This window comes from Methylobacterium sp. Leaf89, from assembly GCF_001422215.1.
Lineage (GTDB): Bacteria > Pseudomonadota > Alphaproteobacteria > Rhizobiales > Beijerinckiaceae > Methylobacterium.
Genome location: NZ_LMML01000013.1, coordinates 1 through 22,332, shown reverse-complemented (window position 1 = coordinate 22,332; position 22,332 = coordinate 1). Strand labels below are relative to the sequence as shown.

The window sequence follows — 22,332 nt, the reverse complement described above, 5'->3', positions numbered from 1 at the left end:
NNCCTGGTGGCCCGCGAGGTGAAGGCGGAGGGGCGTCCCGCCGTTGTGGCGGGGGATCTCAACGACGTCGCCTGGTCCAAGACCAACGACCTCTTCCAGCGGATCAGCGGGCTCCTCGATCCGCGCATCGGGCGCGGTCTCTATCCGACCTTCAACGCGAAGTGGCCGCTGCTGCGCTGGCCCCTCGATCATATCTTCTTCAGCGCCGACTTCCTGCTTGGCCGGATCGAGCGCCTGCCCCATATCCAGTCCGACCATTTCCCGATCCTCATCAGCCTGTGCCGCAGCGATCGAGCTCCGGACCTGCAGGAGGCACCGGAGGCTACGGTGGACGATCACGCGGACGCTCGAGAAGCCCTGGAGGCCGCGCCCTGATGTTCGGCGCCGCCTGTAGGCTCAATGCTGGGCGACACCCGCCGCCATGTTGATCGCCAGCGCCAGGACGCTTGTGTTGAAGACATAGGCATAGATCGTCTGCACCGTGGCGACCCGGCGCATCGCCTTGCTGGTGATGTCGGTGTCCGAGGTTTGGGACGTCGCCCCGATCGTCGCGGAAAAGTAGAAGAAGTCCCAGAAGTCTGGGTTCTCGTCGCCGTTGAAGTCGAGGCCGCCGCGGGACGTGTCGGCATCGGCGCCGTAGTAGAGGTGCGCGTAGTGCACCGTGAACACGACCTGCACGAAGAGCCAGGCACAGATCATCGTGGCGGCCGCGAGGGCCAGGTGAGTCAGGCGATAGGCTTCGCTGCCGTTTCCTCCGAGAACCAGCATGGCCACGGCGCCGAAGCTCGCCGCCGCCGCCAGGATCGCGAAGAGCGTGACCGTGAAGGCGCTGTCATCAAGGCGCGAGGCCTCGGCCCGCAGGGAATCCCGTGACTGGCGTGCAGCCTTGCCGACGATGAGCCCGCAATAGACGAGAACGCCGAGACACCAACCGATCAGAAGCCGGACAGACAGGTCGGCGAAGGGCAGGATCAGGGCGAGCACCAGGGTGAGCCCGACGCTGACGAGGAGGCGCGGCCGGAGCCAGAAGGCCTGGATGGGATTGAGCATGCGCCGCCTCGCAGGAGTGAGCTCCGTCCCTGCTCCTGCGCCCACGCGCGCCCTATCCGCAAGCCTTGTCGCAGCGTGGTCCACCGCCCCGAACGCGCCGGGCGATCCAGGGCCGCAACGGCAGAAAGAGGCGGTAGGCGAACTCGCCCAGACCGAGCACGCCCGGTAGGCGGGCGAGCCACGCGAGGAAGCGCCAGCGCGGCAGCACGGCCCAGAGTGCGACGAATCCGGCGGCCCCCGAGACCAGGGCACCATCGGGGCGCCGAACGTGGAAGCGCGCCTGGGCCGCACCCCGCGTGAGGCCGGGCCCGAGTTCCGCAGGGCCTTCGGCCCCGACATCGACCCAGGCGATGCGCTCGGCCCCCTCGGAGCGCCGGTACAGCCGGATTTCCGCGGCACAGAGAGGACAGGCGCCGTCGTAATAGACGGTCAGCGCGGGGCGCGCGGTCTGGGAGGTGGACATGGACGAGACATAGGGCACGGCCTGCAACGAAACACGGCCGCGAAGGACTTCGCGGCCGTGTCGGATTCACTCAGGCACCTTTGCAGGCGCGCTTGCGTGGCCTCAGCGGCGTGCGAGCGCCTTCAGGGCGTTGCGGCCAGCATAGAGCGCCTGCGAGCCGAGGCCCTCCTCGATGCGGATCAGCTGGTTGTACTTGGCCAACCGATCCGAGCGGGCGAGCGAGCCGGTCTTGATCTGTCCGCAATTCGTCGCGACCGCGAGGTCGGCAATGGTCGAGTCCTCGGTCTCGCCGGAGCGGTGGGACATCACGGCGGTGTAGCCGGCGCGCTGGGCCATGTCGACGGCCGCCAGCGTCTCGGTGAGCGACCCGATCTGGTTGACCTTCACCAGGATCGAGTTGCCGGTCTGCTCGGCGATGCCCCGCGAGAGGCGGGTGACGTTGGTCACGAACAGGTCGTCGCCCACGAGCTGGCAACGGTCGCCGACCCGGTCGGTGAGCAGCTTCCAGCCCTCCCAGTCGTCCTCGGACATGCCGTCCTCGATCGACAGGATCGGATAGGCATCCACGAGGCCGGCGAGGTAGGCGACCTGTGCTTCGATATCGCGGGTCTGCCCCTCGCCCTCATAGTGGTAGGCACCGTCCTTGAAGAATTCCGTCGCGGCGCAGTCCAGGGCCAGGACCATGTCGGTACCGGGCTTGAAGCCGGCGGCCTGGATCGACTGCATCACGAAGTCGAGGGCGGCCTCGGCCGAAGGCAGGTTCGGGGCAAAGCCGCCCTCGTCGCCCACGTTGGTGTTGTGGCCGGCCTTCTTCAGGGCGCCCTTCAGAGTGTGGAACACCTCGGCGCCCATGCGAACGGCCTCGGCGAGCGACGATGCGCCCACCGGCATGATCATGAATTCCTGGAAGTCGATCGGATTGTCGGCATGCGCGCCACCGTTGATGATGTTCATCATCGGTACGGGCAGCACCCGACCCTGCGTTCCGCCGATGTAGCGATAAAGCGGCAGTCCGGCCGTCTCGGCAGCAGCCTTGGCGACGGCCAGCGAGACGCCGAGGATCGCGTTGGCGCCGAGGCGGCTCTTGTTCGGGGTGCCGTCGAGCTCGATCATCGCCTCGTCGATGGCGATCTGGTCCTCGGCATCCATGCCGCCGATGGCGTCGAGGATGTCGGACTGCACGGCGTTGACCGCCTTGCGCACGCCCTTGCCGCCGTAGCGGCCCTTGTCGCCGTCGCGCAGCTCCATCGCCTCGTGCGCGCCGGTGGAGGCGCCTGACGGCACGGCTGCGCGGCCGAAGGAGCCGTCCTCGAGCAGCACGTCGACCTCGATGGTCGGGTTGCCTCGGCTGTCGAGGATTTCACGGGCGGCGATGTTGGTGATCGCGGTCATGCAGGCGCCTTCCGGACGTTTCGGCTTGTCGAGGCCTCAATCGCGTGAGGCCGGGCCCCTCCCGGACGCCGCCATTTGGCCGCATCGGGGATGGGGTGATCCCGCCGAGGCTTATCCGCCAACGCTTCGCGTCCGGCAAGCGCCCTCGGTAACCCGCTGCCTTCGGGCCGACAGAATCTGCCGCGTCCCGTCTGGACCGGATCGCGTCAGCGGTCTCCGGCGCCCGATAGAAGCAACTCGATCTGGGCCATCCCGTTCTCGCGCGCCTTGGCTTCGGTGGGATGATTGCGGTCGGATCGCTGGATCAGCTTCCCCTTCCGGCGAATCGCCCACTGGTATGGACTGCCCGGCGCCTTGGGCGGCTGGATCTCCAGGGTGTAGGGGTAGGTAGCCGTGTTTTCGTCGCTCATACGTTCCATATGGCACGCGGACCCCGCGCCTGCCACTCGTCGGTGACACATGACTGGCGAAATGATTGGATTTCGTCATAAGGCCTGACGCCTGCGACGTGGTCCGCTCCTCGCCTTCGGAAGATTTTGCCCATGACGCCACCGCCTTCAGGCGCCGAGAGCCTGCAACTTGGACAGATGACGCCCCCGCCGGGCAGCCCGGACGAGGCTCGACTCGACCGGGTGCCGAACCCACATCCGACCACCGACTATCTGGCCCGCTTCACCGTGCCGGAATTCACCTCCCTGTGCCCGGTCACCGGCCAGCCGGATTTCGCCATCCTGGTGATCGACTACGTACCGGATCAGTGGCTGGTCGAATCGAAGTCGCTGAAGCTCTATCTGACGGCCTTCCGCAATCACGGAGCCTTCCACGAGGATTGCACGGTGGGTATCGGCCTGCGCCTCACCGAGTTGCTGGCGCCCCGCTACCTGCGCATCGGCGGCTTCTGGTACCCACGCGGCGGTATTCCCATCGACGTGTTCTGGCAGACGGGCGAGCCGCCGAAGTCCGTCTGGCTTCCGGATCCCGGCGTGCCACCCTACCGGGCCCGCTGAGAGCCGTTCCCTTGAGAGCGGCCTCGGCTCAGGCCGCCATCGTCCGCGTCTCGATGCAAGGCCAGGCTGCCTGTGCGGCCAGACGCAGGCGCAAGGCGCTGCCGATCCGGCAGCGCGCAGCCTCGACGATCGGACCGTCGAACGCCACCGGACGGCAGCGACCGGACAGCGGACTGCCGGTCCCGTCGACGTCCCTCCAGCAGCCCTGCCTGGTGTCGCTGCCGAACCAGGCGCGCGCGCCGCTCTCGAAGTACGATTCGGCCGGCAGGCCTTCCGCCAGCAGGATGTCGTGCCGGTCGAACTCCACATGCCAGTAGGTCACCCGGTCCACAGCCTCTCGGCAGATCGCGATGCCATCGATGAGGTTCATGATCGGCACCAGCACGCCGCCCGCGTTCGCCGCATCGGCGCCGATCAGCACCGGGTGTCCCGGCGACAGGCGCAGGTCTCGGGCCGGGACGACCTGACCGCAGGCATCCGTGCCGAACGCTCCGGCCAGGATGCGTACGGGCCATTGCGTCGCAGGCACGGGATAGGCACCGGGCCGGACCTCCCGCCGACCGATCCAGCGGATTGGGCGGGATCCGCCCGTCGCGGTCACCGCCATATCGCCCACGCGTAGATCTTGGATAAAGACCTGGCCGGCGACGCCGTCCCGGACGACCGCGAGGCGCGTTCCGGTGGTGAAGCAGACGGGATCGGCGAACCTGATCCTTTCGATGTTCGTCAGGGTATCGACGGCGCCGGTGGTCTTGTCGGTGACGGTGGCGCTCGTTTCGCTCGTCCTGTCGATCCGGAAGTTCGCGCTCGAACCCGTGACCACGAAGGTGTCCGTGCCGCCGCCGCCGTCGATCACGTTGCTGTTTTCGTTGCCGACGATGATGTCGTTGCCGGCACCGGTGATGGCCGTATCGATCCGTGTGCCGAAGGAGATGCTGATGTTTTTGGTGACGGCACTGTTGGCACTGGCGGTGCTGAAGGTGCCGGGATTGAGGTTGATCCGAGCGTTCGTGCTGAAGCCGGAGACGTCGAGGGTGTTATTGGTGCCGCGATTGTACAAGTTGACGAACGGCGTGCTATTCTTGGTAAAATCGAAGTAATCTCGAGACGCGCCCTTAATGTTTGTGTTGAAACCGTAGGTTTGTCCGCCGGCGAAGGTGCTTGTCTTCGATTCGCCATAATAACGCTGACTGGCCAGAACATCGATCGACATCGGCGTCTGGGCCCATCCGCCCTGCCAGTCTGCGTTGACGGGAGCCTGTGATGCGAAAGGTGCGTTTGGATCGCCGGTTCCGACGTAGGACATCAAAGTCCAGAGATTCTGGTCGTATGGTCCCCGCTGCCCTTCGAAGGTGCCGCCGTTGTAGTATCCTCCGTGGCCCAAACCGAGGACGTGACCAATCTCGTGGGCGGTATCGCTCATGAACTTGGAGCGACCGAGTTCAAAGCTGCCCCATATGTTGTCCGGCGCCTCGAGGGCGATGCTCGCCTGACCGCCCTGAGCAAGGGGTGACGTCTGTGCAGGGATATCCTCACTGCCGATCGGCTTCTTACCGTTGTTTGGAATGAAAGTAGCAGCGCCGCCCTCTCCGAATGTCGTAAACAGGAGATTTGCGGCCTTGGCATCAGGTACATATTCGAACTTGATGTCCGCAATGTCCGACCAGAGCGACAGGGCGGCCGTATAGGCAGGCTGCGCAGCGACCGGTAGACCGGCGCTGAAGGAATAGGTAACCGTTCCGCCCGGTGTCCCGGCTTGGCTCGTGGTGGCGAGAGGAGCGCCTTTACTGTCGTTGTACCACTTGTTCATCCAGACATCGGTTGTGCTGAAGTCCTTGTAGTTCCATGTGTAATAGGTATCGTTTCCGATCCGTCCATCCTCGTCGAGGCCCGACAGGAAAGTGAACTCGTCGCGCTGTCCTGCATTCAGGTCCGTCAAGATGGCCATTCCACATTCCTCGCAACCGTGGGGATCGGACGCGAACCCCTGTGCGAAGCTTGTGGGACGAGGCGCAAAAATTGATATGGCCGCGAGCGCGCGAAGCGGAGCGGTTCGCAGTTCCAGGCGGGGTCCAAACGCAAGCAGGGGCGGCCAACTTTCGTTGGCCGCCCCTGCTTGCGTTTGCGTATCGGTCCTCGGTGTCAGACGATGAAGAGCTTAGTAGCCATAACCGTAAGCGGGAGCGCCGTAGCCATAGGCAGGACGCGCATAACCGTCGCGATAATAGGAATCCCGCGCAGCGCCCGCAGCGATTGCGCCCGCCGCGAGACCGGCAATGCCGAGACCGACGGCCGCGCCGGTTCCGATCCCACGACGACGACCGCCATACGCGTAGCCGCGACCATAGCCACGATGGCCGTAGGCATGGCCATGACCGTAGCCCCCATGACCGTAACCATGGCCACGCGGCCCGGCCTCGGCGGAGGTGGCAGCGGCGAGACCGCCGAGCGAAAGGGTAAGGGCAGAAATCAGAGCGAGCTTGCGCATGGTATCCTACAGCATTCGAGAACGAATTGGACATTCCAACGTCAGGATGTCCCGATCGTTCCCGTCCGCTTTCCCAGATGAACAAAGCGCAACGTGGTTCATCGCCCTTGGTGAATCGCTTCAGCCGTCCGGAGTTGTCGAGCCCGTGCCTGGACTTGCCGGATCTAGATTGACGGTTTTCCTCGATCTCAGGGGGCCTGGCCGACGCTCCGCGCCTTGGCGAGGCGATCGAAGGCCTGCAACTCGGCGAGCAGCGCCGGCATCGCCGTCAGGGGCACCATGTTCGGTCCATCCGAGGGGGCCTGGTCCGGATCGGGATGCGTCTCGATGAACAGGCCGGCGACGCCCACCGCTACGGCCGCGCGAGCGAGCACGGCGACGAACTCCCGCTGACCGCCCGATGTCGCGCCCTGACCACCCGGCTGCTGCACCGAGTGGGTGGCGTCGAACACCACTGGGGCGCCGTGGGTCACCTGCGCCATGATCGGCAGGCTGCGCATGTCGGAGACGAGGGTGTTGTAGCCGAACGAGGCGCCGCGCTCGGTCACCAGCACGTTGGGATTGCCTGCCCTGGTCACCTTCGCGGCCACGTGGGCCATGTCCCAGGGTGCGAGGAACTGACCTTTCTTCACATTCACCACTCGGCCGGTGGCGGCGGCCGCGAGAAGGAGGTCGGTCTGCCGGCAGAGGAAGGCCGGGATCTGGAGCACGTCGATCACCTCGGCCGCAGCCGCGCATTGCGCTGCCTCGTGCACGTCGGTCAGGACGGGCAGGCCGAAGCGCTCCTTGATCTCCGAGAAGATCGGCAGGGCCCCGGCGAGGCCGAGGCCGCGCGCGGTGGTGCCGGAGGTCCGGTTGGCCTTGTCGAACGAGGCCTTGAACACGAGGCCGATCCCGAGGCGGTCGGTCATCGCCTTCAGGGCATCGGCGATCTCGACCGCGTGATCGCGACTCTCGAGCTGGCACGGGCCGGCGATCAGCGCGAAGGGTAGGTGGTTCGCGAACGCGACCGAACCGGCCATCACGATGGGAGCGGTGGAAGACGCGGTCTCGGATGAAGCGATCTGAGGCATGGCGCCGGTCTAGCCCGCCTGCGCTGCCACGGGAAGGCCGGCATGGCGGCGAAGCACGCCCCGGGTGCTGGGGATCAGCACGCAGAGGGTCCGCGGCGACACGAACGGGTCGGTATCGGGCGCCGTCTCGCAGCGGAGCGCAGCGCGCCCTACAACGCCCTCCTGGGGGCGTCCCGTGACCAGGGCGCTCTGATGCAGGCTGAGGGCGAGGGTCTCGACAGCCTCGGGTTTCGCGCCGGTGAGCGCCCCGGCGGCGAGGCCGATCAGCGCGTAGTAGCGGCGAGCCGGCTCCCGTTCCAGGGCGGAGAAGACCATCCGGTGCGCCCGGCAATCGAGGCTCATCCGCTCGGCATCGGCTGCGCGGAATACGGCGCGTGTCCCCTCGCGACCGGCCAGGGAAGCCCCGGTGGCGCGGATCATCCGTGCGGCGAGGGCATCGCAGCCATCCGCCGCCGCCGGAGCCGCAGCGTACAGCATCGGGGAAAGCAGGATCGCGGCGAGCCGGAAGGAAAGCATCATCGGTCCGATCTAGCGCAGGAGACGGACCGCGCCCACCACTTACCGCCGCGAGGTGATCGAACCCGTGGTGTCGCCGTGGCAGGCCTCGTGAGCATGGGAGCGCAGGACCCGCGGCAGGGACACCGCATGTGCGCCCGCCTCGTCCTCGAAGGTGCCGGTGAGAGCATCTGCGCCGGCGACGCCCTGGAAGTGGAGCGGCCCGACCTCCGTCTCAACCGCGAAGCGGATCGCCTTGGTGGCGTCGTCGAGGGTGACGTCGGCGGCAGCGCGGGGGCCACGCTGCTCGGCCCTCTCGTAGGTCAGCCCGTTCCCGTTCGGTGAGCGTCGCAGGGTGATGCGCTGGCCGCTGCGCGTGCCGGTCTGCGGCAGGGTACAAAGGTCGGCATAGACGAAGGTGCCGGACGCCCAGGCGGTGCGCGCCTGGGCCGGGGCCGCCTCGGCCATGAGGATGCAGAAAGCCAGGCCGGGCAAAACATGAGCGCCGGCGCGTTGCAGCGTTCTCGGGGTCACCGTCCTCAGGGTCACCATCGCGTTGCCTCCCGGATAGGCGCCGCATCATCCGGCGCCGACGTTTCCGGATTGCGTCAGAGGGGTCAGGCCGCCGAGCGCGCGCGGGCCCGGTGCTCGGCCTCCAGGGATGCAAGAAGGATGCAGATGGCGATGCCCTCGGCTGCCTTCGTCACGTCGCCGAGGCTGGGAAAGGTCGGCGCAAGACGCAGGACGCTGTCCTGCGGGTCGCGGCCATAGGGCGAGGTCGCTCCGGCCGGTGTCAGGGCGATGCCCGCTTCCTTGGCGAGCCGAACCACCTCGGTGGCGGTGCCTTCACGGGCTTCGACGGTGATGAAGTAGCCGCCCTCGGGCCGGGTCCAGCGCGCGGCTCCGGTTCCGGCCAGGTGCCGCTCCAGGGCCTCCTGTACGGCCGCGAACTTCGGCGCGATGAGGGCCCGGTGGGCGTCCATGTGGGCCTGGAGTCCGGCGGCGTCGCGCAGGAAGCGCACGTGGCGGAGCTGGTTCAGCTTGTCGGGGCCGATGGTCTGCTTGGCGGCACGGGCGAGGAACCAGCGCGTGTTCTCGGGCGAGCCGGCAAAGACCGCGAGACCGGCGCCCGCCAGGGTGATCTTCGAGGTCGAAGCGTAGAGAAAGGGCCGGTCCGGATGGCCGGCCTCGGCGCAGGCGGTGAGAATATCGCGTACCGGGTGGCGATCGGTGGTGAGGTGGTGCACCGCGTAGGCGTTGTCCCAGAACAGGCGGAAATCGGGAGCGCCGGTCGTCATCGTGGCGAGGCGCCGGACGGTCTCGTCGGAGAAGATCTCGCCCGACGGGTTCGCGTATTTCGGCACGCACCACATGCCCTTCACGGCGGGGTCAGCGACCAGCTTCTCGACCACGTCCATGTCGGGCCCCTGCCCCGTCATCGGCACGGGGATCATGCGGATTCCAAACTCCTCGCAGAGGGCGAAGTGGCGGTCATAGCCCGGCACCGGGCAGAGGAAGACCGGCGTCTCGCCCTGCGACCACGGCCGCTCGGAGCCGGGCACGCCCTTCAGGAGCGCCCACACGATGGTGTCGTGCATCAGGGCCAGGCTGGAATTGCCGCCGACCACGATCTGATCGGCCGGCGCATCGATGAGGTGTGAGAACAGGGCCCGCAGCTCGGGCAGGCCCTGCTGACCGCCGTAATTGCGCGCATCCTCTTTCGTCGCGGTGGTGTAGTCGCCGTTGCCCGGCAGCGCGAGCATGCCGTTGGAGAGGTCGAGCTGCTCGGGCGCCGGCTTGCCGCGCGTCATATCGAGCTTGAGGCCCCGGGCCTTGAAGGCGTCGTAGGCGTTGCGAGCCTGCGCGTGCAGGTCCGCGAGGTCGGCCGTGCTGCGGTCGGCGATCGTCGTCATGGTTGGCTCAGGTCCGGGTGGGGCCGCGCGGGCGTTCAAAAAGCGCGCGCACCATGACGTCTCGCGTCGCCCGCGTCACCCCGCACGGGCGCGGGGCTCCCGGTCTCAGGGTTGCGTGGCATGCCAGGTGGCTCTGATCCGAGTCCATGCCTCCGATGTCGGCTCGGCGCGTCCAGTCCGTGCGCCTGGAAGAACCATGGCGAACGGCGGCCCGCAGGGTGGGCCGCCGTTCGGTCTCGTTCGATCCCCCTCGGAGGAGACTCCGGATCAGCCCGCCTTGCTCAGGGCCACCGCGACGAAGCGGGTGACGCCCTTGGCGCTCTTGACCCGCATCAGTACCGCCTTGCGGCCGCTCGACTCGGCGGAGCGGACGCGCTCGGCCACCTCCGAGGGCTGCGAGACGCTGGAGCCCGCGACATCCAGGATGATGTCACCCTGCTCGATGCCCTTGGCCGCAGCCGGACCGTCGGGATCGACCTCCATCACCGCCACGCCTTCGGAGCCGGCACCGACCTCGGAGGCCGGGGCGAGGCTGAGGCCCAGCCGCGGCTGTCCGTTCGCCGAGGAGCCGCGGTCGGTGCTCGCCACCTTGGTGTCGTTGGGCAGCACGCCGAGTTCCACCGTTGCGGTGTCGGTCTTGCCACCGCGCAGGTAGGTCAGCTCGACCTTGGCCCCCGGCTTGATGCCGGCGATCTTGCGGGACAACTCCTTGGCGTCGTTGATCGGGGCACCGTTGACCGATTCGATCACGTCGCCGGACTTCAGGCCCGCCTTCGCCGCCGGAGTCCCCGCCTCGGCATGATCCACGAGGGCGCCCTTGGCCTTGTCGAGACCGAGGCCGTCGGCGATGTCCTTCGTCACCGGCTGGACCTGTACGCCGAGGTAGCCGCGGGCCACCTTGCCGTCGGCCCGGAGCTGGTCGACCACCGCCTGCACGGTCTCGGCCGGGATGGCGAAGGCCAGGCCAACGCTGCCGCCGGAGGGCGACGCGATGGCGGTGTTCACGCCCACCACCTCACCGCCGACGTTGAAGGTCGGGCCGCCGGAATTACCCTTGTTGATCGGCGCGTCGATCTGCAGGAAGTCGTCGTAGGGGCCGGCGCCGATGTCACGGCCGCGGGCCGAGACGATGCCCGCCGTCACCGTGCCGCCGAGGCCGAACGGGTTGCCAATCGCCACCACCCAGTCGCCCACGCGGGGCGCCGACTTGCTGAGGGAGACGTAAGGGAAGGTGCCGCCCTCGGTGATCTTGAGGAGGGCGAGGTCGGTCTTGGGATCCTTGCCGATCACCTTCGCATCGAGGGTGCGGTTGTCGTCCAGGGTCACCTGCACCAACTTGGCCTTGTCGACCACGTGGTTGTTGGTGACGACGTAGCCGTCCGCCGAGATGATGAAGCCCGAGCCCATGGCGCCGCGTTGACCCTGGCGCTTGGGCATGCCGAAGCCCTGGCCCTGACCACCCTGACCCGGTCCGCCCTGGCCGAAGCGCTTGAAGAATTCGCGCAGCTGCGGCGGGACCTGCTGTCCCTGGCCGGGGCCGTCCTCGTCGTCGGAATCGGCACTGTCGTCGAGCTTCACCTTCACGGCGACGACGCCCGGTTTCACCTTGTCGACGACGCTGGCGAAGGAGCCCGGCGGATGATCGGGGGTCTCGATCGGGTTCTTGGAAAGGGATTGGGCGTAGGCCGGCGCGGCCGGCTGGGTCAGGCCGACACCGGCCGCGCCGGTCGCCACGAGGGCGGCCACGGCGACGGAGGCGAGGGCGTTGCGGCGCAGACGGTTGGGCTGAGCGGTCATAGGGGTCTCCGGATCGGGGGGCCGCCATCGGCAGGCCGTGATCCGGTTTGTAGAGGGCGCCGCCTGACCCGGGCGTGGCGTGAAGATTACGGTTTGGACAGGTTCGCGGACGGCGGCTGAGGGGCAAGTCCGGACCGCCAGTGCAGGTCGAGGAGGAGGCCCGCCGGGTGGGTATCGAGGACGGGAGTGATGGGTAGGCCTGCGGCGTGCAACAGGCGTGCCGCCCAGTGGTTGCAGACGTTCGCGTAGGAGAAGCGCCCTGCCCCATCGTAGAACAGGCTCGGCCCGTAGAGGCCCGGACCGCCCGCGGCCGGCTGTCCGTCGACGAGGCGGAAGCTTCCTTCCAGGCGAGCGAGAAGGCGCGCGAGGCCGGGCTTCGAAACCCGCAGCGGCACGAGGTCCGAATAGGGAAAGCTATCACGCACCGGCCGCTCGAGGCCGACCACCTGGACCACCCCGGCCCGTCCGCCCGGCGTGAACAGGGCTGCGAGCGCGAGGCCGAGATCGAACTGGGCCAGGGTCGGCGTCGTCCGGTAGAAGCGGGCCTCGCCCCAACCGAACTCGATCTGCGGATAGGCGCGGAACCGCGTTGCGATGCTGGCGAGGGCCGGCCCGCTCCCCGCTCCCGTCAGAGCGGCCCGCGGCAGCACGAGGCCGGAATGCCAGCCGTGCGACACCAGCGCGATGCCGATACTGTCCGCGTCCGCCGGCGGATAAAGGTCCGGGTCGCCCCGCTGCGCCGTCAGCAGCGCTGCGAGGACGACGAGTCCGACCAGGGTGACGATCAGGGCGGCGAGGCCCGCGACAATTCGAGCGAGTCCCCATCGACCCGTGCGCATGGCTGCGCGATCGGTCAGGGCGCCTGCCAGACCTGGCCGTGATAGTCGAACCGGTCAGGCTGGCTTGCGAGGGCGGCGAGGCCCGTCAGCGCGGGATCGTGCACGGCGATGACGCTCGTGGGGATCGCCTCCATCTGCGCCACGAAGGGGGGCTTGTACTCGAAGGCCGCGCGGAAGGCGCCGCGCCGGAGCACGTCGATGATGCGGGGCGCGATCCCGCCGCCGATATAGACGCCCCCGGTGGCCAGGAACGTGAGCGCGAGGTCGCCGCAGACGCGGCCCAGGAGTTTGGCGAACAGGTTGAGGGCGGCCGCCGCGTCCGGGTCGGCGCCGGTGAGCCCCGCCTCCGTGACCGCGGCCGGGTCGAGGCGCGGGCCGTCGGCGCCGGTGCGCAGCCGGTGCAGGCCTGCATGGAGCCGGGTCAGGCCGGGGCCGGAAAGGAGAGTTTCGACGGTGATGCGGCCCTCGACCCGCTCCAGATGCGGCCACAGGGCGAGCTCGGCCGGCGAGCTCGGCCCGAAATCCACGTGGCCGCTCTCGGTCGAGACGATGACGAGGCGCCCGCCCACCGGCAACAGGGCCGCTGCACCGAACCCGGTGCCGGGCCCGAGGACGAGGCGCGCCCCCTGGTCGCCGGCCCGGCCCTCCTCCCGGTTCGGACCGATGGGCGTCAGCTCGGAGGGGCTGATCCCGGCAGCACCTGCCGCCACGGGTACGTAGTCGTTGACCACCACCGAGCGCGACAGGCCGAAATCCTGCCCGATTCGCGCGCCCTCGATCACCCAATGGGCATTGGTGAGTTGCACCGCCGGCCCGTCGACCCGGGCCGCCACCGCCAGGATGGCGGAGCGTGGGGCGGTGCCGTTCCCCTTGGCCAGGGAGGCGCGGATGGCGGCACTGGGATCGGGGTGGCCGGCCGTCTCCTCGTGGGAGAGGAGGACCGGCTTCGCCCCCGCTTCGGGGACCAGGGCAAAGCGGGCGTTGGTGCCGCCGATATCGCCGACGAGGACGGGAAATTCGAACATGCGCGTCGCTTCCGTCTGGGCCCCGGGGAACGGGGATTAGGGATCGGTCGTGGGACGCCGCTCAGGCGGCCGGCAGGGCGTCTGGGTCGATCTGTGCTCCATCGGCCCAGGCGTAGAGCAGACGGCGCACATCCTCCGGATCGATGAGGCGGCGAGACGCGATCGTCTCGGCCCCGCCGATACGGACGCTGACGCCACCGGTCTCGTTGATCACGGCGAAGGCCTTCTCGTCGGTGAGGTCGTCTCCGAGAAAGATCGCCCGGCGGCCGGCATAGGGCGGGTTCTCGGCGAGCGCCCGGATGGCATGGCCCTTGGTGGCGGAGGCGGGCACGATCTCGCCTACCGCCTTGCCGAGCTGGAGCCGATAGGCGGATCCGAGGGCGGTGGCGGCGGCCTTCACGGCCTCCTCGGCCGCGGCGGCATCGCTCGGGGTGGCGAGGCGCCAATGCACCGCCACGGAGGCGCCCTTGTCTTCGATCAGGACGTGATCGAGGGCGGTGACCGCCGCATGCAGGGCCGGCACCTGGGCCCGCAGGTCAGGGTGATCCTCGGCGGAGCCGCCCGAGACGATGCCGTCGACCCGCCGTTCGACGCCGTGAAGGCCGGCGACATCGAAGCGGGCGGGGACCAGGAAATCGTCGATCACCCCGATGGGCCGGCCCGTGACGATGGCGAGGGCGCCCCCGAGCCGGGCGCGCAGACGCTCCAGGGCCGGAGCGAGGGCGGGATCGACCCGGACCTGGTCGGGCTTGGGCGCGATCTCCACCAGGGTGCCGTCGAAGTCGAGATAGAGGGCGAAGGCGGTCGGGTCGGTCACGCAGGTTGTCCCTTCGTCTGATCCGGGCCTGCGCTAGCATGCCCTGCGCCGGGGGAAAACGCGGGATGGGGAAATCGGGAGGCCGGAAAACAGGGCGGGCGCAACACCCTGCCCTATCTGTCCGACCTTCCGATCCCTGTGAGGCAAGGTCCCGATCGCATGTGGCCCACCCCGATCCCGCCCGGCCCGAACGAGGAGAGCGTCTGGGACTACCCGCGCCCGCCCCGCCTCGAGAGGGTTCCGGAGCGGCTGCGGGTCGTGCTCGACGGCCGGACCATCGCCGAGACCGGTGCCGGATACCGGGTGCTGGAGACCAGCCATCCGCCGACCTACTACTTTCCGCCCTGCGATGTGGTGGCCGGCGTGCTCGGGCCCGCTCGCCGGGCCGGCATCTGCGAGTGGAAGGGGCGCGCCGTCCTGTACGACGTCGCGGCGGGCGGCTTTCGCGTCGAGGGCGCGGCCTGGGCCTACCCCGCCCCCACGCCGGACTTCACCGCGATCGCGGGCTACATCGCCTTCTATGCCGGTCCGATGGAGGCCTGCTTCGTCGGCGACGCGCGTGTGACGCCGCAGCCCGGCGGCTTCTACGGCGGCTGGATCACGCCCGCCATCGTCGGCCCGTTCAAGGGCGGCCCCGGCACCATGGGGTGGTGAAGCGCGGGCTGGGCCGAAAGGCATCGCCGCCGATCCAGGCCCCGTCGGACTGCCTGCGCGACGCCCGGTATCCGTGCCCCCTCAAGACGTGCGGCGCAGGGTGATGCGGGTCAGCTCGGACGGGCGGCCGAGGCGCAGTGCGAAGCCGGCCCACAGGCCCGTCCCGTTGCTGACGTAGAGGGTCATGCCGCCGACCTGGTAGGCGCCGGAGACGAACCCGTTGTTGCCGCGCGCCACGAGCCGGTCCAGTCCGATGATCATGCCGCCGTGTGTATGGCCGGACAGTTGCAGCGCCACCCCGCGCGCGGCTGCCCGAGGGGCATTTGCCGGCTGGTGATCGAGGAGCACGATCGGCGCATCCGTGGGCGCACCCGCCAGGGCACCGTCGAGGTCGGGCCCCGGATGGCCGATGGCGGGCGCCGAGCGATCGGTGACTCCCGCCAGCACCAGCGCGTCGCCGCCGCGGGTCACGACCGCATGGGCGTTGGCGAGGATGTGCATCCCCATGCCGGCGAAGTGGCGCATCCAGGTCTCGACGTCGAAAAAGTATTCGTGGTTGCCGGGGATGGCCCAGACGCCGTCCCGCGCCGTCAGGTCGCGCAGCGGCTCCACGTCGGCCTGCCGGGCCGCGAACGAACCGTCGATGAAATCCCCCGTGACGAGGATCACGTCCGTGCCGAGCCCGTTGGCGCGCGAGACGACCGCCTGTGCCCAGGTCGCGGGGAACAGGCGGCTGATGTGCAGGTCGGTGAGATGGAGGATGGTGTATCCCTCGAAGCCCGGCGGCAGGTCCCTGACCGCGACCGTGACATCCTTCAGGGGCGGCACGCGCACGGCCTGCTGCACCGCGACCGCCGCCAGGACCGCGACCGCCAGGGCCGCCCCGATGCGCCAGGCGCTGGAAACCGCCCAACCGCCGCCGGGCAGGGCCAGGGATGCCAGGGCGACGGCGTCGAGCGCGAAGAGCAGCACCGCCAGCAGGATGATCGCACCGAACGCCCCGCTGAACAGCATAACGATGGGCCGCGGAAACTCGGGCGAGAAGACGGACCCGGAGGAGAGGCGGCTCCACAGGTGGTACTGCGAGGCGACCAGCAGGAGGGCGGCGAGACCGAGCTTGAGCGGAAGCGGCCAGGGCAGCGGCCAGACGCCCCGGGTGACGACGTACAGGCAGGGCAGGCTGAAGATCAGGTGGATCATGGCTGCTCCATGGACCGCGGCAGGGGCCCAGCGCAAAGTTTTCTGCTCGGCGTTGCGGAGCCCGAGGGACGCTTCGGGGTCGCCACCGACCCGCAAGGGAAGCGTTGGGAGGGAAGCGTTGGGAGGGGAGCGCCGGGCGGCCTTCGAGGCGGGACTGAGCGTCGGGTGATCGCGTCGGCGTTCCGGCGCAGGCCAGGGTTTGCGCCGTCCGGCCGCGCCGCTATGCCAGGGCCGGTCGGCAGGGCTGGTGGCCAGGGACGGAGCAGGTGTGATGCACGGTGAGATCGCAAGCGAGCCGCGGGCCCTCGGGCTCTGCCCGGACCGCCTGGAGCGGATCGACGGCTGGATGCGGCGCCTCGTCGACGACGGCAAGGTCGCGGGCCTGTCGGTGATGCTGGCCCGCGGTGACCGGACGGCCTTCTTCCGCGCCCATGGCCGGGCCGACATCGCGCGCGACGCGCCCTTCGCCCCCGACACCATCGCGCGCATCTACTCGATGACGAAACCGCTGACCTCGGTGGCGGTGATGATGCTTTATGAGGAGGGCCGCTTCCAACTCGACGACCCGATCACCCGCTTCCTGCCGGAATTTTCGGATCTGCGAGTTCTCACCGGCGGCAACCGGGCAAAGTTCGACAGTGAGCCGGCCCGGCGCCCGATCACGATCCGCGACCTTCTCACCCATACCTCCGGCCTGACCTACGGTTTCATGGAGGCGACCCTCGTCGATGCGCTCTATCGCCAGAACGGCGTCGATTTCGGCGAGGCCCAGGAGGCGAGCCTCGCCGAGGTGGTGGCCCGGCTCGCCCGGCAGCCCCTCCTCGCCCAGCCCGGCGCCGAGTGGAACTATTCGGTGGCCACCGACGTCCTCGGACACCTCGTGGCCGTCGTCTCCGGCGAGGATTTCGCCGACGTCCTGCGCCGACGCGTGATCGGTCCCCTCGGCATGGTCGATACGGACTTCTTCGTGCCCGCCGAGAAGCTGCCGCGTCTGGCCGCCAATTACAGCCTGTTCCGGGACCGGACGCTGAAGCTCTACGACGATGCGGTCGGCAGTCGCTTCGCCCGCCCGCCGGCGGTGGCCTCGGGCGGCGGCGGCCTCGTCTCGACCGCGTCCGACTACATGCGCTTCTGCCGCTTCCTCCTCGGGCGCGGCGAACTCGAGGGCACCCGGCTCCTCGGGCGCAAGACCGTCGACCTCATGCTGATGAATCACCTCGACGGGGACTTGGCGGCGATGGGCCAGCCGCGCTTCTCCGAGACCGCCTATACGGGGATCGGCTTCGGCCTCGGCTTCTCGGTGATGCTCGATCCGGCCCGCGCCCAGATCGTCGGCACGCCGGGCGAGGTGGCCTGGGGCGGACTTGCCAGCACCGCTTTCTGGGTCGACCCGGCCGAGGATCTCGCCGTGGTGCTGCTCACGCAGCTCATCCCCTCCTCGGCCTTGCCGCTGCGACGCGAGCTGCGCGTGCTGACCTACGCGGCCCTGGTGGATTGAAGGCCCCGGAAACGCGAAACGCCGCCGGCCCTTGGCGGGACGGCGGCGTTTCACGACCCCTCGCGCGTGCGGCGCGGGACTACTCGGTCGGTGCCGCCGCCGGAGCGGCACTCGGCTTGGCCGCCGGCTTGGGCGCAGGCGCCTTGGCCGTGCCGGTCGCGGCGGGCGCACCCGCTCCGGCGCTCGGCGCCGCCTTGGGGGCCCATTCCGCATCGGCGCGCGGGCCGCCCGGGCCGTTGGTCGGGCCGGTGAGCTGGCCCGGCACCACGTCGTTGACCCGGTTCCAGGTCTGCGAGCCGCAGAGGAAGCCGAGGAGGCAGCCGCGCACCGACAGCTCCGTCGGCTGGTCCGACCACATCGTCACGTCGTAGAACTTGCCCTCGTCGGCGTTGTAGATCTTGCCGCCGTAATGGCCGTCCGGCTGCGGCTTCAGGCCCATGATCAGCTGAAGGCCCAGGGAGGGACGGGATTGCTTCTTCGGATCGGGATTCTTGAAGTCGATGCGGGGCTGACCCTGGTCGTTCAGGGGCACCTTCAGCCAGACGACGTAGCCGCACAGGTTGGTGTTCTGCGGGCCGCACCTCTCGGTGCGGATGCGGGCGCGCCCATCCTCGGTGAGCCAGGTGCCGCTGGCATCGTTGGGGGCGGCAGCCAGTGCGAGGCCCGGCAGAACGGCGGCAACGAGCCCGGCCAGGGGCGCCAGCCGGCGCGCGGCGCCCGCCATGGTGGATCGATTCGTCATGCTTCCAACAACCCTCATGCGCTCGCCCCGTGGCGATCCGCCCTCGTCCGCAGGACGGCAAGCGCTTGTCACGTGATGCCTCGCCATCCGACGTGAAGGTGACGGGATCATGGCCGGCATGCACCGAATCCTGCAGATTCGTCGTGACGACGTGGCCTTATCTTCGTGGCCGAGCCCGGCCGAGGGCGAAGTCTTGATGTTCGCTGGATCGTGCCGGGGTGCCACGGCGAACCGGCCCTTCGGCCTCCGGCGCGGAGACGGACTGCCGGCGCCCGCGATCGCCGGCCGTGCCGCGAACGATCCGCCGGGGACCGCGTTTACGGCCGTGCTTCTCGGGGATGGCGGACGACGTGATGGCGGATGGATCGGTCGGGATGGGTCGGCGCCTCGAAGCGGCGGACATCCGTCTCGGCGTCTCTCTGGCGCGTGCCAAGGACACCCGCCGGGTGCGGGCCCTGGCGGCGGCCAGCGAGGCGGGCGGCTGGAAGTGGCTGCTGGCGCTCTCCAGCGGAACCCTCGCCCTCGGCGTGCTGCGGCGGGACCCGCGTCTGGCCGAGGCCGGCCGGCACATGCTCCTCGCCGGGATCCTGGCGGCGGCCACCAAGACCACCGTGAAGCGGGTCGTGCACCGGACCCGGCCCAACGTGCTGATGGATGAGGGCCTCTACGAGAAGGGCTGGTTCGGGCCGAATGTCGGGCCGTGGCAGTCGTTTCCGTCGGGACACTCGGCCCTGAGCGTCGCGGTGGCGACGGCGGCCGGCCGGGCCTATCCCGAGATCCGCGGCGTCGCGACGGCGGCGGCCCTCGGGGTCGTGGTCGTCCAGGTCCTGCGTGGCGCGCACTTTCCGGTGGACGTCGCCGCCGGGGCGCTGATCGGGCTTTCGGCCGAGGCGGTGGACCACCGGATCGCCCTCGGGCGGGATGGCGTCGCCGGTCTGGCGGCGCGCGGTATACCCGGATGATCGCGGCGAGGTCGCGCGGCATCGCGTGCCGGGAACGCCGCGACGCGACCTCCGGTTGACGCGGCATTCCATCGGAGATGCCGCGTGACCGACAATCCCCTGACGACCTATCCCGGCCCGCCCTTCGCGGGCCAGCCGCAGAGCTTTCCCGGCAAGACCGACCGGATGGTGCCCGAGCCGGATCACGGCGAGGCGAGCTACCGGGGCTCGGGCAAGCTGACGGGCCAGGCGGCGCTGATCACCGGCGGCGATTCCGGCATCGGCCGGGCGGTGGCCATCGCCTTCGCCCGCGAGGGCGCCGACGTGGCGATCGCCTACCTGCCGGAGGAGCAGGCGGATGCCGAGGCGGTGGCCGGCTGGATCGAGAAGGCGGGCCGGCGCGCCCTGCTGCTGCCGGGCGACCTCAAGGACCCGGCCCATGGCCGCGACCTCGTGGCGCGCACGGTCGCCGCCTTCGGCCGCCTCGACGTGCTGGTGAACAACGGCGCCTTCCAGCAGCCGAACCAGGGGCTCGACGCCATCGAGGACGCGGTCTTCGAGGACCATTTCCGCACCAACGTGTTCGGGCCGTTCTACGTGACCAAGGCCGCCCTGCCCCACCTCAAGCCCGGGGCCTCGGTGATCTTCACCTCCTCGGTGAATTCGAAGCACCCGATGCCCTCGCTGATGGCCTACAGCGCCACCAAGGGGGCGCTCAGCAACATGGTCCTGAGCCTGGCGCAGCTGCTGGCCGAGAAGGGCATCCGGGTGAACGGCGTGCTGCCGGGGCCGATCTGGACGCCGTTCATCCCCGCGGGGATGAGCGAGGACGCGGTCAAGTCCTTCGGCAGCCAGGTCCCGTTCGGGCGCCCGGGCCAGCCGGCGGAGCTCGCCTCCGCCTACGTGATGCTGGCCTCGGCCGAGAGCAGCTACACCTCCGGCGCCCTCGTCACTGTCGCCGGGGCGATGCCGGTCCTCTGAGGGACCCTGCCGACCCCGGCCTCGGCGCCGGGGTCGTTCCGAAGTGTTCGCCGAAGGGTTCGCCCAACGGTTCGCCGAACGGTTCGGCCGGTTCGCGCGTTCCTGTGGCCTCGGAGGGGGAGAAGCAGGATGCGCACCTGGAGGGCGATGGACCGGGCCCCGCATGACGGTCGCTGGATCATCGCGATCCACCGGTCCGACCCGGACCGGCGCGCGGTGATCCGCTGGGACCCGGCGGGCCTGGGCGATCCCCGGCCGTGGCACGTCGCCTCCTGCCAGCACAGCTACCCGGCGGAGGCCTTCACGGACTGGATGGACTTCCCCGAGTGTCCGCCCGCCGCCGCGGGCGTCGAACCCGGCACCGCAGGAGGTCACGATGGCGCGCGAAGCGATGGGTCCCCTCACCCTGGAGGTTGAGAGCTGCCCCGAGGACGCCACCCGGTACCGCTGGACCGTGCGGGAGGCGGACCAGGTGGTGCGGAGCGCCCTTTATTCCCTGCCCGACGCGGAGGCCGCCCTGCGCCAGGGTCGCGAGGCCATGGCCGAGGCGGCTGCCCTCTGCCGCGACACGCGGGGGCGCGCACCGGGTTGATCCGGCTCGACGAGGCCGTGTTCCCCGGGCGTCGGGTGCCCGGGCGCCGTGTGCCCCGTCAGGCGAGGTCCCGATGCTCGGCGAGGCCGTACTGGAGATAATGGGCGAGCGGGTCGATCCCCGCGGCGGCCACGTCCGGGTTGGCGGCGAGGTACGCCTTCGTGTCGAACAGGGCGGAGGGGTTGCGGCCCTCCCGCCAGCCGTAGGCCTCGTAATGGAGGAGCGGATTCAGCCCGGCCTCGGCCACGTCGGGATTGGCCACCAGATAGCCCGTCGTCGAGAAGTAGGCGTCCGGGTCGCGCCCTTCGACGGCCCCGTACCGCAGGTAATGCGCGAAGGCGAAGCTGTCCGGATCACCGCCGGCGGCCGCCGCCGCGCGGGCCACGTCCGGGTACTGCGCGAGATAGTAGGTGGCATCGAACGCGCCATCGAGGTGGTGGGCGGCGGGCCCCGCGGGCGGGACGGGCAGGGCCGTGCGGCCCTCGACTTGCCCGTATTCCAGGTAGTGCGCGAGGGGGTCGATCCCCGCCGCCGCGACATCCGGGTTGGCGGCCAGGTACGCCTCCGTATCGAACGCCGCCGAGGGATTGCGTCCCTCCTGCCAGCCGAACCGATCGTAATGGGTGAGCGGATCGACACCGGCCGCGGCCACGTCCGGATTGGCCGCCAGGTAGCCCGATGTCGAGAACTGAGGGTTGGGATCGCGTCCTTCGCGCCAGCCCCATTCGGCATAGTGCCGATCGGGATCGACGCGCGCCTGCCAGACATCGCGGTTCTGGGCGAGGTAGAACAGATCGTCCACGAGGGGGGATCCGTCGGCCTCGTCGATCGTGCCGTCGGTGAAGTGAAGGCGGCCGATGCCGGTCACGTCCTGGACCGTGCCATCCGGCCCCGTCAGCACCGCCGCCCCGTTCTGATAGGTCAGGGTCGCCTGCGTGAAGGCGAAGGCGAAGGTCGCCTCCGCAGCGGGGCCGTGCGCCGCGACGGCGGTGGTGAGGGTGGCCGAGGCGGTGGCGCCGTCGCTGTCGGCGATGGTGTAGGCGAAGGAATCGGCCCCTGGGCTCCGCCCGAGATACGCGTAGCGCCCGTCGGCGCCGATCGTCAGGGCCCCGTGGGGGCTCGCGAGGGTGACGGTGCCGCCGGCCGGCACGGCGGTGGTCGCGCCGTCCTCCGTGCGCATGGTCGTGACGTGCAGGGCCGCACCGCCGAGATCGACGTCGTTCGCGAGCACGTTCCCCGTCGCGAAGGTGTGGGCGTCGAGGGCGGCCGTATCCGCCGCCGCGATCGGGGTGCCAGCCACCATGAAGCTGAAGCCGACCGGATCGGCGGAATTGCCGGCCGCATCCGTCGCCGTGGCGGTCAGGG

The 22,332-nt window shown here is 69.6% G+C and carries 24 protein-coding genes; 7 read left to right on the top strand and 17 right to left on the bottom strand.

What is annotated here, in order from left to right; translation table 11 throughout:
- Positions 1 to 2 precede the first annotated feature (2 nt).
- Positions 3 to 375 (top strand): endonuclease/exonuclease/phosphatase family protein (locus ASF18_RS24595; protein ID WP_244472624.1); only part of this gene is annotated, 373 nt, incomplete at its 5' end.
- Positions 376 to 396: 21 nt separating this feature from the next.
- Here ASF18_RS24595 and ASF18_RS07805 read toward each other — a convergent pair.
- From ASF18_RS07805 to ASF18_RS07790, 4 genes are all read right to left on the bottom strand, one after another.
- Entirely contained in the window at positions 397 to 1,050 is a 654-nt protein-coding gene (locus tag ASF18_RS07805) for a DUF1345 domain-containing protein (protein ID WP_056350628.1), read from the bottom strand.
- A 52-nt stretch (positions 1,051 to 1,102) separates the two neighbouring features.
- Positions 1,103 to 1,513, bottom strand: coding sequence for a DUF393 domain-containing protein (locus ASF18_RS07800; protein ID WP_056350677.1), 411 nt, complete (start codon positions 1,511 to 1,513; stop codon positions 1,103 to 1,105).
- Between the two features lie 102 nt (positions 1,514 to 1,615).
- The gene (eno, locus tag ASF18_RS07795; protein ID WP_055951092.1) at positions 1,616 to 2,905 is read right to left on the bottom strand and encodes a phosphopyruvate hydratase; all 1,290 of its coding nucleotides are present in this window, start codon (positions 2,903 to 2,905) and stop codon (positions 1,616 to 1,618) included.
- A gap of 206 nt (positions 2,906 to 3,111) precedes the next feature.
- Entirely contained in the window at positions 3,112 to 3,315 is a 204-nt protein-coding gene (locus tag ASF18_RS07790) for a hypothetical protein (protein WP_056183260.1), read from the bottom strand.
- A gap of 132 nt (positions 3,316 to 3,447) precedes the next feature.
- On the opposite strand from ASF18_RS07790, the gene queF reads away from it, so the two are divergent.
- Entirely contained in the window at positions 3,448 to 3,912 is a 465-nt protein-coding gene (gene queF / locus ASF18_RS07785; protein ID WP_056213513.1) for a preQ(1) synthase, read from the top strand.
- Positions 3,913 to 3,940: 28 nt separating this feature from the next.
- On the opposite strand, the gene ASF18_RS07780 is transcribed toward queF, so the two are convergent.
- The 10 genes from ASF18_RS07780 to otsB all read right to left on the bottom strand — a co-directional run bounded on the left by ASF18_RS07780 (position 3,941) and on the right by otsB (position 14,359).
- Positions 3,941 to 5,860: a Hint domain-containing protein gene (locus tag ASF18_RS07780; RefSeq protein WP_244472623.1), complete on the bottom strand. Its 1,920-nt coding sequence runs from the start codon at positions 5,858 to 5,860 to the stop codon at positions 3,941 to 3,943.
- Between the two features lie 210 nt (positions 5,861 to 6,070).
- On the bottom strand, positions 6,071 to 6,400 hold the full coding sequence (locus tag ASF18_RS07775; RefSeq protein WP_082487217.1) for a hypothetical protein: 330 nt from the start codon (positions 6,398 to 6,400) through the stop codon (positions 6,071 to 6,073).
- Between the two features lie 188 nt (positions 6,401 to 6,588).
- A complete protein-coding gene (kdsA, locus tag ASF18_RS07770) occupies positions 6,589 to 7,422 on the bottom strand; it encodes a 3-deoxy-8-phosphooctulonate synthase (RefSeq protein ID WP_200917534.1) in 834 nt (277 codons plus the stop codon).
- Between the two features lie 60 nt (positions 7,423 to 7,482).
- Positions 7,483 to 7,992 carry a hypothetical protein gene (locus ASF18_RS07765; protein WP_244472622.1) on the bottom strand — a complete coding sequence of 170 codons (510 nt, stop codon included), beginning with the start codon at positions 7,990 to 7,992 and terminating at the stop codon, positions 7,483 to 7,485.
- 39 nt (positions 7,993 to 8,031) lie between these two features.
- Positions 8,032 to 8,520 carry a hypothetical protein gene (locus ASF18_RS07760; RefSeq protein ID WP_244472621.1) on the bottom strand — a complete coding sequence of 163 codons (489 nt, stop codon included), beginning with the start codon at positions 8,518 to 8,520 and terminating at the stop codon, positions 8,032 to 8,034.
- 65 nt (positions 8,521 to 8,585) lie between these two features.
- The gene (locus ASF18_RS07755) at positions 8,586 to 9,881 is read right to left on the bottom strand and encodes an aminotransferase (protein WP_056350621.1); all 1,296 of its coding nucleotides are present in this window, start codon (positions 9,879 to 9,881) and stop codon (positions 8,586 to 8,588) included.
- Between the two features lie 267 nt (positions 9,882 to 10,148).
- Positions 10,149 to 11,678, bottom strand: a complete 1,530-nt coding sequence (locus tag ASF18_RS07750; protein ID WP_056350619.1) for a Do family serine endopeptidase — start codon at positions 11,676 to 11,678, stop codon at positions 10,149 to 10,151.
- An 86-nt stretch (positions 11,679 to 11,764) separates the two neighbouring features.
- Positions 11,765 to 12,517, bottom strand: coding sequence for a DUF2459 domain-containing protein (locus tag ASF18_RS07745; RefSeq protein WP_056350617.1), 753 nt, complete (start codon positions 12,515 to 12,517; stop codon positions 11,765 to 11,767).
- Between the two features lie 14 nt (positions 12,518 to 12,531).
- The gene (locus tag ASF18_RS07740; protein ID WP_056213498.1) at positions 12,532 to 13,542 is read right to left on the bottom strand and encodes a glucokinase; all 1,011 of its coding nucleotides are present in this window, start codon (positions 13,540 to 13,542) and stop codon (positions 12,532 to 12,534) included.
- A 61-nt stretch (positions 13,543 to 13,603) separates the two neighbouring features.
- Positions 13,604 to 14,359 carry a trehalose-phosphatase gene (gene otsB / locus ASF18_RS07735; protein WP_056350615.1) on the bottom strand — a complete coding sequence of 252 codons (756 nt, stop codon included), beginning with the start codon at positions 14,357 to 14,359 and terminating at the stop codon, positions 13,604 to 13,606.
- 159 nt (positions 14,360 to 14,518) lie between these two features.
- Here otsB and ASF18_RS07730 point away from each other — a divergent pair, with 159 nt between their 5' ends.
- Positions 14,519 to 15,013 carry a DUF427 domain-containing protein gene (locus ASF18_RS07730; RefSeq protein ID WP_056350614.1) on the top strand — a complete coding sequence of 165 codons (495 nt, stop codon included), beginning with the start codon at positions 14,519 to 14,521 and terminating at the stop codon, positions 15,011 to 15,013.
- Positions 15,014 to 15,094: 81 nt separating this feature from the next.
- Here the strand turns inward: ASF18_RS07730 and ASF18_RS07725 are convergent, their stop codons facing one another.
- Complete coding sequence (locus tag ASF18_RS07725; RefSeq protein WP_056350612.1) at positions 15,095 to 16,213, bottom strand: metallophosphoesterase; 1,119 nt, start codon at positions 16,211 to 16,213, stop codon at positions 15,095 to 15,097.
- Between the two features lie 271 nt (positions 16,214 to 16,484).
- On the opposite strand from ASF18_RS07725, the gene ASF18_RS07720 reads away from it, so the two are divergent.
- Positions 16,485 to 17,711 (top strand): serine hydrolase domain-containing protein, encoded by a 1,227-nt coding sequence (locus ASF18_RS07720; RefSeq protein WP_056350610.1) that lies wholly within the window; start codon positions 16,485 to 16,487, stop codon positions 17,709 to 17,711.
- A 79-nt stretch (positions 17,712 to 17,790) separates the two neighbouring features.
- Here ASF18_RS07720 and ASF18_RS07715 read toward each other — a convergent pair whose 3' ends face one another.
- The gene (locus ASF18_RS07715) at positions 17,791 to 18,453 is read right to left on the bottom strand and encodes a DUF2147 domain-containing protein (RefSeq protein WP_056350608.1); all 663 of its coding nucleotides are present in this window, start codon (positions 18,451 to 18,453) and stop codon (positions 17,791 to 17,793) included.
- 353 nt (positions 18,454 to 18,806) lie between these two features.
- On the opposite strand from ASF18_RS07715, the gene ASF18_RS07710 reads away from it, so the two are divergent.
- The 3 genes from ASF18_RS07710 to ASF18_RS07700 all read left to right on the top strand — a co-directional run bounded on the left by ASF18_RS07710 (position 18,807) and on the right by ASF18_RS07700 (position 20,967).
- Positions 18,807 to 19,415, top strand: a complete 609-nt coding sequence (locus ASF18_RS07710; protein WP_244472620.1) for a phosphatase PAP2 family protein — start codon at positions 18,807 to 18,809, stop codon at positions 19,413 to 19,415.
- 84 nt (positions 19,416 to 19,499) lie between these two features.
- Positions 19,500 to 20,375: an SDR family oxidoreductase gene (locus ASF18_RS07705; protein WP_056213482.1), complete on the top strand. Its 876-nt coding sequence runs from the start codon at positions 19,500 to 19,502 to the stop codon at positions 20,373 to 20,375.
- 376 nt (positions 20,376 to 20,751) lie between these two features.
- Positions 20,752 to 20,967, top strand: coding sequence for a hypothetical protein (locus tag ASF18_RS07700; RefSeq protein WP_056213480.1), 216 nt, complete (start codon positions 20,752 to 20,754; stop codon positions 20,965 to 20,967).
- A gap of 58 nt (positions 20,968 to 21,025) precedes the next feature.
- Here ASF18_RS07700 and ASF18_RS24095 read toward each other — a convergent pair.
- Positions 21,026 to 22,332 (bottom strand): Ig-like domain-containing protein (locus tag ASF18_RS24095; RefSeq protein ID WP_244472619.1); only part of this gene is annotated, 1,307 nt, incomplete at its 5' end.

Excerpts from the sequence above, each read along its gene's own strand:
- ASF18_RS07805 (WP_056350628.1), bottom strand. The coding sequence starts at position 1,050 with ATGCTCAATCCCATCCAGGCCTTCTGGCTCCGGCCGCGCCTCCTCGTC.
- ASF18_RS07800 (WP_056350677.1), bottom strand. The coding sequence starts at position 1,513 with ATGTCCACCTCCCAGACCGCGCGCCCCGCGCTGACCGTCTATTACGAC.
- eno (WP_055951092.1), bottom strand. The coding sequence starts at position 2,905 with ATGACCGCGATCACCAACATCGCCGCCCGTGAAATCCTCGACAGCCGA.
- ASF18_RS07790 (WP_056183260.1), bottom strand. The coding sequence starts at position 3,315 with ATGAGCGACGAAAACACGGCTACCTACCCCTACACCCTGGAGATCCAG.
- queF (WP_056213513.1), top strand. The coding sequence starts at position 3,448 with ATGACGCCACCGCCTTCAGGCGCCGAGAGCCTGCAACTTGGACAGATG.
- ASF18_RS07780 (WP_244472623.1), bottom strand. The coding sequence starts at position 5,860 with ATGGCCATCTTGACGGACCTGAATGCAGGACAGCGCGACGAGTTCACT.
- ASF18_RS07775 (WP_082487217.1), bottom strand. The coding sequence starts at position 6,400 with ATGCGCAAGCTCGCTCTGATTTCTGCCCTTACCCTTTCGCTCGGCGGT.
- kdsA (WP_200917534.1), bottom strand. The coding sequence starts at position 7,422 with ATGGCCGGTTCGGTCGCGTTCGCGAACCACCTACCCTTCGCGCTGATC.
- ASF18_RS07765 (WP_244472622.1), bottom strand. The coding sequence starts at position 7,992 with ATGATGCTTTCCTTCCGGCTCGCCGCGATCCTGCTTTCCCCGATGCTG.
- ASF18_RS07760 (WP_244472621.1), bottom strand. The coding sequence starts at position 8,520 with ATGGTGACCCTGAGGACGGTGACCCCGAGAACGCTGCAACGCGCCGGC.
- ASF18_RS07755 (WP_056350621.1), bottom strand. The coding sequence starts at position 9,881 with ATGACGACGATCGCCGACCGCAGCACGGCCGACCTCGCGGACCTGCAC.
- ASF18_RS07750 (WP_056350619.1), bottom strand. The coding sequence starts at position 11,678 with ATGACCGCTCAGCCCAACCGTCTGCGCCGCAACGCCCTCGCCTCCGTC.
- ASF18_RS07745 (WP_056350617.1), bottom strand. The coding sequence starts at position 12,517 with ATGCGCACGGGTCGATGGGGACTCGCTCGAATTGTCGCGGGCCTCGCC.
- ASF18_RS07740 (WP_056213498.1), bottom strand. The coding sequence starts at position 13,542 with ATGTTCGAATTTCCCGTCCTCGTCGGCGATATCGGCGGCACCAACGCC.
- ASF18_RS07730 (WP_056350614.1), top strand. The coding sequence starts at position 14,519 with ATGTGGCCCACCCCGATCCCGCCCGGCCCGAACGAGGAGAGCGTCTGG.
- ASF18_RS07725 (WP_056350612.1), bottom strand. The coding sequence starts at position 16,213 with ATGATCCACCTGATCTTCAGCCTGCCCTGCCTGTACGTCGTCACCCGG.
- ASF18_RS07720 (WP_056350610.1), top strand. The coding sequence starts at position 16,485 with ATGCACGGTGAGATCGCAAGCGAGCCGCGGGCCCTCGGGCTCTGCCCG.
- ASF18_RS07715 (WP_056350608.1), bottom strand. The coding sequence starts at position 18,453 with ATGACGAATCGATCCACCATGGCGGGCGCCGCGCGCCGGCTGGCGCCC.
- ASF18_RS07710 (WP_244472620.1), top strand. The coding sequence starts at position 18,807 with ATGGCGGATGGATCGGTCGGGATGGGTCGGCGCCTCGAAGCGGCGGAC.
- ASF18_RS07700 (WP_056213480.1), top strand. The coding sequence starts at position 20,752 with ATGGCGCGCGAAGCGATGGGTCCCCTCACCCTGGAGGTTGAGAGCTGC.